Source organism: Arthrobacter sp. 10T413_2 (assembly GCF_056394205.1).
The window spans coordinates 29,154-42,800 of sequence record NZ_JBFTHK010000018.1; the positions used below are offsets into that span (position 1 = coordinate 29,154).

General features: G+C 68.2%; 12 protein-coding genes and 1 tRNA gene. 5 read left to right on the top strand and 8 right to left on the bottom strand.

All coding sequences use genetic code 11. From position 1 onward, the window contains the following. Positions 1–143: 143 nt before the first annotated feature. Positions 144–1,820, bottom strand: coding sequence for a sensor histidine kinase (locus tag AC1DBQ_RS05265; RefSeq protein ID WP_476927501.1), 1,677 nt, complete (start codon positions 1,818–1,820; stop codon positions 144–146). Between the two features lie 3 nt (positions 1,821–1,823). After that, the gene (locus AC1DBQ_RS05270; RefSeq protein WP_476927502.1) at positions 1,824–2,564 is read right to left on the bottom strand and encodes a response regulator transcription factor; all 741 of its coding nucleotides are present in this window, start codon (positions 2,562–2,564) and stop codon (positions 1,824–1,826) included. Between the two features lie 238 nt (positions 2,565–2,802). On the opposite strand from AC1DBQ_RS05270, the gene AC1DBQ_RS05275 reads away from it, so the two are divergent. From AC1DBQ_RS05275 to AC1DBQ_RS05290, 4 genes are all read left to right on the top strand, one after another. Then, complete coding sequence (locus tag AC1DBQ_RS05275) at positions 2,803–3,723, top strand: hypothetical protein (protein ID WP_476927503.1); 921 nt, start codon at positions 2,803–2,805, stop codon at positions 3,721–3,723. A gap of 534 nt (positions 3,724–4,257) precedes the next feature. Further along, positions 4,258–5,121 carry a winged helix-turn-helix domain-containing protein gene (locus AC1DBQ_RS05280; RefSeq protein WP_476927504.1) on the top strand — a complete coding sequence of 288 codons (864 nt, stop codon included), beginning with the start codon at positions 4,258–4,260 and terminating at the stop codon, positions 5,119–5,121. A 100-nt stretch (positions 5,122–5,221) separates the two neighbouring features. After that, positions 5,222–5,749, top strand: a complete 528-nt coding sequence (locus tag AC1DBQ_RS05285; RefSeq protein ID WP_476927505.1) for a SixA phosphatase family protein — start codon at positions 5,222–5,224, stop codon at positions 5,747–5,749. Positions 5,750–5,888: 139 nt separating this feature from the next. Then, complete coding sequence (locus tag AC1DBQ_RS05290) at positions 5,889–6,446, top strand: hypothetical protein (protein ID WP_476927506.1); 558 nt, start codon at positions 5,889–5,891, stop codon at positions 6,444–6,446. Positions 6,447–6,516: 70 nt separating this feature from the next. Here AC1DBQ_RS05290 and AC1DBQ_RS05295 read toward each other — a convergent pair whose 3' ends face one another. From AC1DBQ_RS05295 to AC1DBQ_RS05315, 5 genes are all read right to left on the bottom strand, one after another. Then, positions 6,517–7,200 (bottom strand): hypothetical protein, encoded by a 684-nt coding sequence (locus AC1DBQ_RS05295; protein WP_476927507.1) that lies wholly within the window; start codon positions 7,198–7,200, stop codon positions 6,517–6,519. A gap of 8 nt (positions 7,201–7,208) precedes the next feature. After that, a complete protein-coding gene (locus tag AC1DBQ_RS05300) occupies positions 7,209–7,871 on the bottom strand; it encodes a TetR/AcrR family transcriptional regulator (protein ID WP_476927508.1) in 663 nt (220 codons plus the stop codon). After that, a complete protein-coding gene (locus AC1DBQ_RS05305; RefSeq protein WP_476927509.1) occupies positions 7,868–9,940 on the bottom strand; it encodes a YhgE/Pip family protein in 2,073 nt (690 codons plus the stop codon). The genes AC1DBQ_RS05300 and AC1DBQ_RS05305 overlap by 4 nt, the downstream gene beginning before the upstream one ends. After that, positions 9,937–10,620 (bottom strand): ABC transporter ATP-binding protein, encoded by a 684-nt coding sequence (locus tag AC1DBQ_RS05310; protein WP_476927510.1) that lies wholly within the window; start codon positions 10,618–10,620, stop codon positions 9,937–9,939. Before AC1DBQ_RS05310 ends, AC1DBQ_RS05305 begins: the two co-directional genes overlap by 4 nt. Positions 10,621–10,724: 104 nt before the next feature. Beyond that, positions 10,725–12,230 carry a dihydrolipoyl dehydrogenase family protein gene (locus AC1DBQ_RS05315; RefSeq protein WP_476927511.1) on the bottom strand — a complete coding sequence of 502 codons (1,506 nt, stop codon included), beginning with the start codon at positions 12,228–12,230 and terminating at the stop codon, positions 10,725–10,727. A 191-nt stretch (positions 12,231–12,421) separates the two neighbouring features. On the opposite strand from AC1DBQ_RS05315, the gene AC1DBQ_RS05320 reads away from it, so the two are divergent. Continuing rightward, on the top strand, positions 12,422–13,165 hold the full coding sequence (locus AC1DBQ_RS05320; protein WP_476927512.1) for a FadR/GntR family transcriptional regulator: 744 nt from the start codon (positions 12,422–12,424) through the stop codon (positions 13,163–13,165). 166 nt (positions 13,166–13,331) lie between these two features. Here AC1DBQ_RS05320 and AC1DBQ_RS05325 read toward each other — a convergent pair. Then, positions 13,332–13,405: transfer RNA gene (locus AC1DBQ_RS05325), tRNA-Arg, on the bottom strand. Between the last annotated feature and the right edge of the window lie 242 nt (positions 13,406–13,647).

Genomic DNA, 13,647 nt, shown 5'->3' on the forward strand with positions numbered 1-13,647 from the left:
AAATGGAGGCCGCACTCGAAAAACGGTACAGGACTACTGAGCTTAAGTCACATTTGGGTAACGGGAGTCACAGAGGCGGCGTGTCGCGTTGCGCGAGATTCCCGCGCGCGTGCCCGTAGTCGACCCTGTAGCCCCGGTGCCGGTTACGCCGACGGCGGCACGGCCGGGAGCCGAACAGCGAACTCCGTCCGGCCCGGCCGGGACGTGACCTCGACGGTCCCCCCGTGGGCCTCCACGATCGAATGGACAATGGACAAGCCCAGCCCGCTGGTGCCCTCGGACGTCGGTGCAGGCGCCGTGGCATGTCCGCTGACGTTGCTGCCTGCCGCACCCCCGGATCTGCCGGAAACAGAGCCGGAAAGAAGACCGGTAGAAGAGTCGGAAGCGCCGCGGGCAGCGGACCCGGACCGGGCCCCCGCCGTAGCTACCGCAGGGCTGCCTGCGGAGCTGGCTGCGGAACCGGCCGCAGGATTGGTGCGCGATGCGTCAGCCCGCGCGAAACGGGCGAAGACCCGGCCGACGAATTCGGGGGCGATGCCGCTGCCGTTGTCCGTCACCGTAACCACGGCGCTGCCGTCCGCTGAACGCATGACGCCGGTGACCACCTTGGTCCCCGGTTCCGTGTGCTTGCGCGCATTGGACAGGAGATTGGCGAGGACCTGGTGAAGCTGGGCCGCATCGCCGCGCACCACCACCGGCTCATCCGGCAGTTCCAGCTGCCAGATCCGGTCCGGGGCCATGACCTTCTCATCGCTCACGGTCTCGACGGCCAGCTGGGTGAGGTCGACGTCGGCGACCTTGAGCGGCTGCCCCTCGTCCAGGCGCGCCAGCAGCAGCAGGTCCTCCACCAGGGTGGTCATCCGTTCGGACTGGCTTTGGACACGGGCCAGGGATTTCTCGCCGTCGGGCGTGAAGTGCTCGGTCATCCGCATCAGCTCCGTGTAACCGCGGATCGCCGTGAGCGGAGTGCGGAGTTCGTGCGAGGCATCCGCGACGAACTGCCGCACCTTCATCTCGCTCTCCTGCCGCGCCTCGAGGGCGTTGGAGACGTTGTCCAGCATCTGGTTCAGCGCGTAGCCCACGCTGCCCACTTCGGTGCCGGGGTGGGCGGCCGACGCCGGGACGCGCACCCCGAGCGCCACCTCGCCGGCGTCGAGCGGCAGGCGGGAGACCTTGGTGGCCACCTCGGAGAGCTGCTCCAGCGGCTTCATGGTCCGCCGGATCACCGCCGTGCCCGCGAGGCCGATCAGCACGAGACCGCCGGCGGACACCACCACCATCGTCCACACCAGAGAGGCCAGGGTGTCCTGCTTCTCTGCCAGCGGGAGCCCGGTGACAATCACGTCGCCATACGGTGCACGCACGGCCATGAGCCGGTACGCCCCGGCCGAAAGCGTCCGGTCCACCGGCACACCGTTCGGGGCCAGGGCGAGGAGGACGGCATTGTCGTCGGGGGAGAGGCTCTTGCGGGTGGCGTCCCCGGCCAGGAATCCGGCGCTGCCGACCTCGCCGTCCTCCAGCCGGGCGTTGAGCGTCCCGACGCCCTGCCCCCGGGCCTCGAGGGGGTCGGGGCGGCCGCCCAAGCTGCCGGACACGGGCCGGCCGAACTCGCTGGAGCGGTGCGAGGCGTCCCCGAGCTGGCCATCGAGCTGCCGGGTCAGGAAGAGGTCCATGGAGGCGTAGCTGAACAGCCCCACAGCGCCGCAGATGGCCACGAGCAGCCCCATGGCAACGAGGACCAGCCGGGTGCGCAAGTGCCATGTGGACGGGTTGCGCCAGTCGCGCCCGGGGACGCGGGTGACGCCGGAGAGGGTGGGCACGGATCAGTCCGCCGGCTTCAGGACGTAGCCGGCGCCGCGCACCGTGTGGATCATGGGCGCGTGGTTGGCGTCGACCTTCTTGCGGAGGTACGAGATGTACAGTTCCACGATGTTCGCCTGGCCGCCGAAGTCATAGTCCCAGACGCGGTCCAGGATCTGGGCCTTGCTGATAACCCGCTTGGGGTTCTCCATGAGGTAGCGCAGCAGCTCGAACTGCGTGGCGGTCAGATGCAGCTCCTCGCCGGCCCGGGTGACTTCACGGGTATCGATATTGAGCACAAGGTCACCCACCACGAGTTCGGCGGTGTCCATGGCGGCCACCCCGGAGCGCTGGACCAGCCGGTGCAGGCGCAGCAGGACCTCTTCCATGCTGAACGGCTTCGTGACGTAGTCATCGCCGCCGGCCGCCAGGCCGGTGATGCGGTCCTGGACGGCATCCTTGGCCGTGAGGAACAATGCCGGAACCTCCGGCGCGAACGCGCGGATCCGGCTGAGCAGCTCGACGCCGTCGAACCCGGGAAGCATCACGTCCAGCACCAGCACGTCGGGGCGGAACTCCTTGGCAAGCCGGACGGCGCCGGGCCCGTCGGCCGCCACGGCCACGGACCAGCCGGCCATCCGCAGGCCCATGCTCATGAGCTCGGAGAGGCTGGGCTCATCGTCCACCACCAGCGCGCGGATGGGGGAGCCGTCCGGATGCGTGAGCTGGGGAAGGTTGTTGGTCATGGAGTGCGAAGTGGCCATGGGACAACTCTCCGATCTGCCGGTTAGGCGGGGCTTTGGGGACCCTGTGCGGCACCTGTGAATCCCAGCCTAGCGAGCTGAACGCCCTTCCGGGGGCCGTCGGGGCTGCTTCGGAAGAACTGTGGGTAGCAGGTCCGCCGGAAGATCACAGGCGCGGCTGTCGGCCCGCACAGCGCAGGCACAGGATCGCTCAGCACTCTGGGGTGAACATCGATCCGCATCTTGAAGGAGAAGCACCATGAGCGGTCAGCATCCCGGAGCCGGTTCCGGCCCAGTCCCTGAACCCACGGCGCCCGCGCCCGTCACGACGCCCCAGGGAGTCCGGCCCCAAGCAGCGTGGCAGCATGACACCCCGCAGCATGACACCCCGCCGTACGACGCCTCGCAGAACCCGGCCGGTCAGCGCGGTGACGGCGCTACCCCCGGCTGGGGCGCGCCCTCCGCCGATGCGACCGTTCCGGCCTCGGCCCCGGCCTGGGGCATGCCCCGGCAGGAACTGCCCCCTCCAGCAGCCGGCTGGGGTGCCCCCGGAGCCGGATCCAAAAATGCCTCGGCGGCCCAGCCCTGGACGCTCAAGCGGGGCCTCGCCGTCGCCGGGGCGGCAGCAGTCCTGGCGGTCGGCGCCGGGGCGGGCGTCTACGCCCTGACCTCAAGTTCTGCGGCAGCCGCTGGCACGGCGGGCGGCCTAGCCGGCGGCCAGGGCTCCGGCGCCCAGGGTTTCGCCCCGGGCATGCCGGGATCCGCGCAGGGCGGAACCGCGGGCGGTGGAATGTCCGCGCAGGGTGGTCCCGGCAACTTCGCGGCCGGTGGAATGGGCGGGCTTAACTCAGCCGTGCATGCCGAATACGTCGTGCTGCAGGGAAGCGACTACGTCACCATGGCCGAGCAGATGGGGACGGTGAGCGAGGTAAGTGCGTCCTCCGTCACGGTCAAGAGCAGCGACGGGTTCGCGCGCAGCTATGCACTGGGTAGTGACGTGGTGGTGAGCAATCTGCAACAGCGGCGCCAGCAGGCAGGCGGCGGCACGGGCACCCAGCTGAGCGTGACGGACATCGTCGCCGGCGGGACGGTGCGGATCGTAGCGGCCAAAGATGGCTCCGGCTACACCGCAACGTCCGTCATGGTGGTGGCGGCGACCTCCACCGGTCAGTCCAACTGACCCCGCGGGGGCGCCCACTGTTGCCGGGTCCGGCGGGCCCGGCAGCACGCCCACTCTGTGGACTGCGACGGCGGGAACGCCGGGTTTTGCCGATTCGACCTGCTGTGAACGATTTCCGCAGCTCAGCGACTCTGGTCGAACATAATTCGGAGTGAAGCGCTTGCCGACCACTGGGTCAAAAAAACGCTTGTTATTTTATTACGTGCGCCAAATTGTGATTTGCACTACACTTCCGGAATTCGTCTCACTATGTGGAACCTGCGGTCCATTGTTACTTGCACGTTCGCATTGTTACGTTGCACACTTCAATTGTGAACAAGAACTCAACAGCACCTGCAGCTGCAGCTTCCTGGGTCAGCACACCCGCTGGTACCGAGATGCGCTGTTGTCGAATGCACGCCTAACTTTTACACCCCAAGAGTTTCTAGGCATTCGCCCCCCAGCCCAGAGTCGGGCGCCCCTCCCCAGTTTTCATTGCGGGGAAAGTAGCATTCGAGCCGCGATGACGGCCATTCACATTGAGGTAAGCATTCCATGTCAGTTGCATCCGGATACGTCCACATCTCCGTCCGTAACGCCAGCAAGGCCGGCCAGACCTCCGGGATCCGCCAGGGCTTTGGTGGCCGCTCCGCATTCGCGCCCGCCGGTTCGGCCGGCACCTTCCCGGCCCCCGGATATGCAGCCCAGGGCTACAACCCTGACTCCTACGGTCAGCTCCGCGCCGTTCCGCCCGCCCCGGCCACGGCGCCCACTCCCGTGATCGCTCCGGGTGCCGGCAGCGCGGCCCGTCCTGCTCCCAGCGACAACGTCGCCCGCGGCTTCGTGCTGTACATGGGGATCGACGAGGAAACCGCGGCCGCCGCCGGCACCTCGATCGCCAAGCTTGCCCAGGAGATCCGGGCCTACGCCCAGTCCCTTGTCGCCGGCGCCGAAAGCTACGCCGCCGTCGCCGTCGCGCCGGCCAGCGCCCCGGGTTCCGCCCTCGACGTCGTCCGTTCGACGTTCGGCGACCCCACCGCCGCTGCCCGCCAGCGTACCGAGACCGCCCGCCTGCAGCAGCCGCAGGATCCGCGGCCGTCCGGCGTGCTGATCGATCTGGCCCGCCGTGAGGTGCACCTCGACGGCGAATCCCTGAACCTGACGTTCAAGGAATTCGAGCTCCTGAACTACCTCGTGGAGAACGGCACCCGCACCGTAGGCCGCGACGAGCTCCTCGAAGGCCTATGGCGGAACGCCGAAGAGGTCCCCAACGAGCGGACCATCGACGTCCACATCCGCCGCCTGCGTTCCAAGCTCGGGCGCCTGGCCAACACGGTCCGCACCGTCCGCGGCCAGGGCTACCGCTTCTACGAGCACCCCGAGGTCGTCGTCTGGGCCGCTCCGGAATACTCGATCTAGCCTTGGCTTCACGCAAAGCGTCCGTTCCTCCTACTGCGGGGACGGGCGCTTTCGCTTTCGCGGCACGATCCCTCGGCGCCTGCCGCATTAGGATTGGGGCATGAGCGCGCATCACATCAAACGGCTGGTGATCATGAGGCACGCCAAGTCCGACTGGCCCGGCGGGGTGGCCGATCACGAACGGCCGCTCGAAGAGCGCGGCCACAGGGATGCTCCCGTCGCCGGAAAGTGGCTACTCAAACACGACGTGGTCCCCGACTTCATCCTCTGCTCCAGCGCGCTCCGGACCCGCCAGACCTGCACCTGGGTGTGCCACGCGCTCGGTGACAAAGCGCCGACGCCGAAGCTTGAGGACGGCCTGTACGCCGCGCCCGCCTCGCGCATGCTGGCGGTGATCAACCACGTTCCGGATACCGTGAACACGCTCATGGTGATTTCGCACATGCCCGGTGTCCAGGATCTTGCCATGCACCTGGCGTCCCGGGATTCCGATCACGATGCGTACATGGACGCCGCCACCCGATATCCGACCAGCGGGCTGACCGTGCTGGAAACGGAGAAGTCGTGGGCCGAACTGGACGGCCAGGACGCGCGGCTCACCCATTTCAAGGTTCCGCGCGCCAAATAACCGCCCGGCCGCCCGGGCGATGATTCCGGAGTCCATGGCTACCGGCTGCATTCTGCGGTTTACTGTTCCTGTTTGCTGATGTGGTTTTTCCAATGGTCTTGGGGCAGGTAAGGCAACCTCAGAGAAAAGGTGGATCAACGTGGATTCAGGGCAGCTCATAGGAATTATTATCGGCATCGTTGTGGTGCTGGCGATTGTCGCGGTCGCCGTCATGGTCAGCCGCAGGCGCAAAGTCGCCGCGGACCGGAACCGCGCTGCTGAAATGCGTGAACAGGCCAAAGCCGACGAGCTCACGGCGCGGGAACGCGAGGCCAAGGCGACGCGGGCCGAGGCGGACGCGCAGCAGGCCGAGCTTGAGGCCGAACGCCTGCGGCAGGAAGCCCGCAGCCGCCAGGAAGAAGCCGAAAAAGTCCGTTCGGGCGCGCAGGAGCAACTGCGCAAGGCCGACGAACTGGACCCCGACGTCGTCACATCCGAGCACGACGATGCGGCAGCGGAGACCCCCACCCGGCGGAGTTTGCGGTCCGAGCCGGTCACCGGTGAACCGGTCACCGGTGGACCAGGGGCCGGCGAGCCGGTTCCCGGCGCGCGCGTTTCCGGTGAAGAGCGTAACCCGGACGGCGTGACGCAAGCCGACTCGGCCCAAACCCACACCACGGATACCAACCCGCCGGACGACAGGCCGCGAAACCTCTGAGCCCGGAATCAGGAACCCAAATTCCGGAGCCCGGAATTCCAGGGCCGGAATCCTGCGCCGGCCGGCGTACTTAGCGGCGGGCGGAGTTCCGGGAGGGCGCTTTCGCACTGGGTGACTTGGCGGGTGTTCTTGCTGCGGGGGACCGGACCGGTGATTTGGCCGCCGGTGATTTGACGGAGGGGACCCTCGCGGGTGCCTTTGCCGCGGACTTGGCGGCCGGCCGCGCAGCCGCCGGACGTGCGGTGGTTCCCCGCGCCGTCGTTCGCGACGCCGACGGCCGCTGGCTGGCGGTCCTTGCCCCCGCGCCCCGTGAAACCGGCGCCGGACGGCGCCGCGGAGCCTGGCCGGGGGCGCGCCGGCCGCGGCTCCTGCCGGGCAGGGCGGTGCCGGCGAACAACAACAGCAAGGTGACGGCTCCGGCCGCGCCGGCCAGATAGAAATACAAATCCGGGTGTGCGGAATCGACGCGCGTGGACAGGGCATTGGGGTCCGGGTTGAAGGCTAGGCCCCACTGGCGCAGGAAGGCGATTCCGAACGCGATGAAGAGGATGCTGCCGGCCCCGCTCGCCACCAGGGTCTTGTGCCGGCGCCGGATCACGACCTCGGTCACGCAGGCCACATAGGCCGCCGAGGACGTACCGAGGAACCACACGAACACGGTCTCGTTCAGGGTGATCCCGGTCAGGATCAGGAGGGCCAGGGCGGCGAGAAATGCTCCGATGGCGATCTTCCCGCTGATACCCATGTGACGCATGTGAATAATCATGCCTGAGCGGGCGGCTGCTTCACGACGTAGCCGCGCATGGAGGCCATAATTGCGGCCACACTCTGCTCGCGGGTCCGCTCCGGGTTGTAGGCGTGGCGGTCCAGTCCCACCACGAAACAGGCGCCGAAGATGGCCGCTTCGAGGCTTCCCCGGGACACTCCGGGATCCACGGGATAGACGGCGGCGACTCCGTCGATGGCAGAGCCGATCACGGCGAGCAGGCGTCCGCGGAGCTCGGCGAAGGTGTCCTGCCATTCGCTGGGGGTCCGCCAGTTTTCGCTGACCCAGAGCCGCGCGAAGGACGGGTACTCGGCCATGAAGTCCATGGCCTGGCCGATCATCTCCTCCATGGCGGCGAGGGGATCGGCGGAGTCGTCCCGGACGCTCAGGAGTCGCGCCATGAGGATGTCCACGCCGTGGCGCAGAAGCTGGGCAATGAGGTCCGACTTGCTCCCGAAGTTGTAATACACCGTGCCCTTGGACACCCCGGCGGCCGTGGCGATCTCGTCGACGGTCACGCCCGCCGCACCCCGTTCGCCGATCAGTTCCATGGACGCCTCGAACAGCTTCTGCTTTGTGGCGTTGGTGCGGCCGGGACGGAGCTTCTTCTCGGGCTCTCCGGGGGCCGCCGTGCTGCCGCCGCGTTGGCTGATGGTCATACGGCGATCTCCGGTTTCAGCGTCTTGAGGGTCCAGTACTTGTTCTTGCGGACGGCCGCGGTTGACATGGCCAGTCCCAGCAAAGTGTAGCCAACCAGGCCGAGCATGGTGGGCAGGATGATCGCGAGGTCGGCCCCGTAAATCAGGTGCCGCATGCCGCTGACCACGTAGCCCATGGGCATGATCTGGTGCACGACGTGCAAGGGCTCGGGCGTGGTCTGCCACGGGAACGTGCCGCCGGATGACACCAGCTGCAGCACCAGCAGGATGAGCACCACGAGCTTGCCGGGCGAGCCCAGCAGCGCCACGACGCCCTGGATGATGGCGCTAAACGCCATCGCGGCCGCCAGCATGAGGAACCACATCAGCACCGGATGAGCGGGGTCCAGTCCGAGCCCCACGTCCACCACGAGGGTCAGCAGGCTTGCCTGGACGGCGGACACCGCGAGGAACGGAAGCCAGCCGCCCGCAGCGATCTTCCAGGCGGGCGCGTTGGAGGCCAGTGCGCGCTGGGTGACCGGGCGCATGGCCTGGACCAGCATGAAGACGCCGATCCACAGGGCCAGCGTAAGGAAGAACGGCGCCAGCCCGGCGCCGTAGGATCCGGCCTTGGCCTGCGAGACATTGCTGACCGCGACGGGGTCGGCCATGACCTTGGAGAGGCTGTCCTTCTGGGCGTCGTCCGGGTTGGGAACCTTGCCTGCGCCCTGGGCGAGTTCCCCGGCGAGGGTTCCCGCGCCGTCGGAGGCCGTGGCCGCGCCGGTCTCCAGCTGGGCCGCGCCGTCGTCGAGTTTCTGGGCGCCCTGCACGAGCTTGCCGGCACCGTCCACGGCGTTCTGCTGGCCGGCGGCGAGGGTGGCGGAGCCGCTGGCGAGCTGGTCCGCTCCGGCGGAGGCCTTGTCGACGGCGTCGCTGAGGGCGGGCGCCGCACCGGCCAGCTGCGAGGCGCCGGCGCTGACGGCGGCGGAACCGTCGGCGAGTTTCTGGACCTGGGTGGCGGCAGCCTGCAGTTTCGCGGCGGAAGCGGCAGCAGCCGGCGAAGGCGCGGCCGGCGCGGGAGTGGCGTCGACGTCGGCCACCACCGCATCGGCCTGCTCCTGGGTGAGGACGCCGGCGGCGACCAGATGGCCGGTCGATGCCACCACCCGGCTCCGCTGGCCCTGCGCGGCAGCTTGTTGCGCGGCCTGGTTGGCGGCGGCGAGCTGGCCGGGGATGCCCTGCATCGCGGTATTGAGCGCGGCGTTGCCGGCAGCCACTTGGGCGGCGCCGTCAGCCAGCTGCTGCGCGTTGGCGGGCAGGGCCGCCGTCTTGTCCTTGAGCTGGGTGAGGCCGCCGCTGAGCTGGGACGCCCCGGAGCTCAGCGACGTGGCGCCGTCCCGGAGCTTGACTTCGCCGTTGTAGAGCTCGGTGGCGCCGCTCTTGAGCTCGCCGGTGCCCTGGTGCAGGGTCACCGTGCCGTCATGGAGCCGGGCGACGCCGTCGGCCAGTTGGCCTGCGCCGTCGGAGGCCTTGAGCATCTGCGTATGGATGGTGCCGAACCCCGTCAGGAGCTGGTTGGCGGTCTCCTCGCCCACCTCCTTGGCCACTGTCGTGTGCACGGCCGTGGTGAGTTTGTCCACGATGGTGCTCAGGAGGTAGTTGTTGGCGTCGTTGGTGGTGACATTGAGCATGGCCTGGTTGGCGGCGTCGAAGCTGCCCGGAGATGCCAGGTTCGCGGAAAAGTCCTTCGGGATCTTCAGGGCAAACGCGTAGGTGCCGTTGCTGACGCCCTGGTCGGCTTCCTCGGTGCTGGCGACCGTCTTCCAGTTGAAGACGTGGCCGTCCACAAGGCTATCGGCCACCTTCCGGCCGGCCTCCAGCCGGGTGCCGTCGGCGGACGCGGCGCCGGAGTCCTCGACCACCAGAGCCGCATCGATCTGGTTCAGCTTGCCGTACGGATCCCAGTTCGCGTAAAGGTACACGGCGCCGTAGAGCAGCGGGACCAGGGCCAGGGCCAGGATGGTCAGCTTGGGCAGCAGACCGCCGGTCATTCGTTTGAGCTCGGAGCGGGCCAGCCGCAGCACAGTCACTTTGCGTCCTCGGTTTCGGGTAGAAGGGTTTCAGCGGGGCGGGTTTCGTCGGGCCCGGGGACCGCGTTGCCGATCACGGCGGCGGGCCCCGTCCAGCCCTCCGGAATACGGGTGACGGTAGCGACGACGGCGAGCGGCCGCCCGGCGTCGTGCGCCAGTTCCATCAGCCGCGGCAGCCAGTCGGCGGCGTCGCCGCTGTGCCGGTCGGGCGAGTCCATCACGAGCAGGCCCGTGTCCGGATCGGCGAGGGCGAGCGCTGTGAGCAGTTCGACCCGCCGGCCGGCCGGCAGCTGCTCGGTCCAGAGCCCGGCGATGTCCTCGAAGTTGTTGAGCTTCAGCCAGGGGGTGCTGCGCAGGGCGCCGCGGTGGCGGCGCGGGATCAGGGACAGGTCCTCCGTGACGAGGTCGCGGACGCTCAGGTGCTGCTCGGGCTCGTTGACGCCGGGGGAGTCGACCACATTGCTGGCCTGCCGGAGCGCCTTGATCCGCCCGCTGCCGTCCCAGCCGATGTTCCCCGACGAGGGTCTCATGCGTCCGGTCAGGGCCAAGGCGAGGGCCGTCCTCTGGTCCTGGCGGGGGCCTTCGACGAGCAGGAGTTCACCGCGCGCGGCCTCCAGCGAGGTCGGCGGCAGCAGGTCATCCCGCCGGCCGGTCACGGAGAGTTGTTGTACGCAGAGCAAAGCGTGCCTTTCGCAGAAACGGTGTCTGCTCCAAGGCTAACTAAACTGACTGGTCAGTTCAAATAAGAAGCCGGTGGTGTGATGAACGAGACGCGCCGGCAGGTTCAGAGGCCGTAGGCCTCCAGCAGGCGGAGCCAGACCTCGCTAATCGTCGGATAGGAGGGCACGGCATGCCACAGCCGGTCCAGCGGCACTTCCCCCACGATCGCGATGGTGGCCGCGTGCAGGAGTTCGGCAACATCCGGGCCGGCGAACGTGGCGCCCAGCAGCACCTTGCGGTCCTCATCGATGACCAGCTGCGCCCACCCTTCGTAGTTTTCGGCGTGCAGGGAGGAGCCGGAAACCTGGATGGGAAGCTCCACGGTGGAGGCCCGGAAACCGTCCTTCTCGGCCTGCGCCTTGGTCCGGCCCACGTTCGCCAGTTCCGGGTCGGTGAACACCACGTTGGGCACCGCGTGGTCATAGGCCGTCTGGGCAAAGCCGGTCCACGGTGCCGGCTCGCCGGTGAGCTCGCCTTTGGCCCGGGCGGCAATGGCGTCGCCGGTGGCCCGGGCGCCGTACTTGCCCTGGTGCGTCAGCATGGCCCGTCCGGCGGCGTCGCCTGCCGCGTACAGCCACGGGGTGCCGGAGGCCTCGTTTTCTACGGCGCGGTGGACTAGGCCGGTGGAATCGGTGGTGAGCCGCAGCGGGCCGCCTTCCGGTGCGGAAATCCCGACGCTGTCCAGGCCGATCCCCTCGAGGGCGGGGTGCCGGCCGGCGGTGACCAGCAGTTTGTCGGCCGTGAGGCTCGCACCCGCGGCTGCCCCTGCGCTGGCGCCGGTGCCGCCCCCGGCCCCGCCGTCGAGCACGAGGGTGAGGGAACCGTCGTCGTTCTCGCTGACGCTGCGTGTACCGGTATGGAGGCGGAGGTCGACGCCGTCGGCGCGCAGTCCGGCAGCGACCAGTTCGGCGGCCGGCTCCGGGAAGGCGCCCAGGAGGGCGCCGCGGGCAACGAGCGTCACGGCTGCGCCAAGGCGGGCGTAGGCCTGGGCCAGTTCGACGCCGGCCACCCCGCCGCCGAGTACGGCGAGCCGCTCGGGAACTTCGCGGGCGGACGTCGCCTCCCTCGTCGTCCAGTATTCGATGTCCTGCAGCCCCTCGACCGGTGGCTGGTTGGGGGTGGATCCCGTCGCGACCACCACGGCGTGCCGGGCCATGAGCGCATAGCTGTTGCCGTCCAACCCGGCCACCTCCACCTGCCGCGGGGCGGTGATCCAGCCGTGGCCGCGGATCAGATCAATCCCGGTGTCTTCCACCCATTTGACCTGGCTGTCGTCCTGCCAGTTCGAGGTGAAGTAGTCCCGGCGCTTGAGGACGGCGGCCACATCCAGGGTTCGGGTGACGGCCTCCAGGGCGCCGGGGACGGTCTGCGCGCCGTGCAGCGCGGTGCCCGGCCGCAGAAGCGCCTTCGAGGGCATGCACGCCCAGTAGGAACACTCGCCGCCCACCAGTTCGGCCTCGATCAGGACCGCCGTCAGGCCGCCGCGGACCACGCGGTCCGCAACATTTTCCCCGACGGCGCCCGCGCCGATCACAATGACATCGAATTCCCGCTCGAGCCGTAACGTCATGGCACCAGCCTACGCCGGGGCCCTGGCGCGCTCGGGGCGGGTGCTTGGCGCGGGTGCTTGGCGCGGGCGCTTGGGACGGGCGCGCCGGGCACCGTCGCGGCCGGGGCCCGGCGTAATGTGCCGTGCAAACCCCTTTGCAGGACCGGGGACCATCGATACTGTTGGGACCATACTTGGGGGAGGAGGCGGCGATGGCCGCAGGAAATATCACAGCAGGCAAGACCATACCGATGGCGAGGTTCAGTGCGCAGGCCCGGCTCCGGGCGCTTCAGGCGGACATCCTGGAGCTGATCCTCGAACGCGATCTTGTTGCCGGGGACCCGCTGCCCACGGAGAGCGAGCTCACCGCCGCTCTCGGAGTCGGCCGCAACACGCTCCGGGAATCGCTGAAGGCGCTCCAGGCGGTGGGAGTCATTGAGATCCGGCATGGCTTCGGCATGTTCGTGGCCCCGAGCAACTTCGAGGCACTGACGGACGGCCTCACTTTCCGTGCACGGTTGTCGCTGCGCCACCATGGCGAAGAAGCGATGCAGCTCGTCGATGTCCGGCAGGCGCTCGAATCCGGCCTGGTCGGTGCCGCGATGGACAAGATCACGCCCGAACAGCTGGCCATAGTGGAGGAATCGGTGGAGCGCATGGAAGCCTCGGCCGCTGCCGGAGAGCCCTTCATCGAAGCCGACGCGGAGTTCCACCGCAGGCTGTTCGAGCCGCTGAACAACGAGCTCCTGATCAGTCTCATGGAGGTTTTCTGGAAGGTCTACCGCCGGATCCACCTCGAGGTCGGCAGCCTGTATGCGGTGGACCTTCACGAAACCGCCGCCCTGCACAGGGAGATCTACGAGGCAGTTGCCTCGGCGGATAAAGTCCTCGCTGCCGAGCGGCTCAACAGCCATTTCGATGGAATCCGCAGCATCATCGCCCAGACAACGGCCTGACCGCCTGATCGCCTGATGCGCCGTCAACCCGCGTCGATTGCTCCGTAGCTGCCCTTTTGACCCGCCAGAAGGGCAGTTACGGAGCAATCGACGGTTAGCGGACTGCGGGCCGACGCTTAAAACAGAAGATCCGCCCCGGCGAACCGGAGCGGATCTTCTGCGTCTGTGCGCCCAAAGGGATTCGAACCCCTGACCTTCTGTTCCGTAGACAGACGCTCTATCCAGCTGAGCTATGGGCGCATTCTCGGCTCTTGGAGAACTTCTCGCTCCCCGAACCTCGAATTACTTTACGCGAGCCCGGGCCCAGTTACAAATCGAAACGGGTGTAATTTGGGCAACTAGACCGGTCTACGTGACCTTAGTCACAAAAAGTGCTACTGTTCACCGGCAAATTCCTTGGATTTCCGCGGGTTTTGATTCGCGCAGCCCTGGTCATCCCATGTCCGGGCCCAAAATCGGCACCGTGGCGAGCCCTAGCATTT

Bases quoted from the DNA above. Each gene is read 5' to 3' on its own strand.
- AC1DBQ_RS05300 (WP_476927508.1), bottom strand. From the start codon at position 7,871: ATGACCATCAGCCAACGCGGCGGCAGCACGGCGGCCCCCGGAGAGCCC.
- AC1DBQ_RS05280 (WP_476927504.1), top strand. From the start codon at position 4,258: ATGTCAGTTGCATCCGGATACGTCCACATCTCCGTCCGTAACGCCAGC.
- AC1DBQ_RS05320 (WP_476927512.1), top strand. From the start codon at position 12,422: ATGGCCGCAGGAAATATCACAGCAGGCAAGACCATACCGATGGCGAGG.
- AC1DBQ_RS05295 (WP_476927507.1), bottom strand. From the start codon at position 7,200: ATGCGTCACATGGGTATCAGCGGGAAGATCGCCATCGGAGCATTTCTC.
- AC1DBQ_RS05270 (WP_476927502.1), bottom strand. From the start codon at position 2,564: ATGGCCACTTCGCACTCCATGACCAACAACCTTCCCCAGCTCACGCAT.
- AC1DBQ_RS05285 (WP_476927505.1), top strand. From the start codon at position 5,222: ATGAGCGCGCATCACATCAAACGGCTGGTGATCATGAGGCACGCCAAG.
- AC1DBQ_RS05275 (WP_476927503.1), top strand. From the start codon at position 2,803: ATGAGCGGTCAGCATCCCGGAGCCGGTTCCGGCCCAGTCCCTGAACCC.
- AC1DBQ_RS05315 (WP_476927511.1), bottom strand. From the start codon at position 12,230: ATGACGTTACGGCTCGAGCGGGAATTCGATGTCATTGTGATCGGCGCG.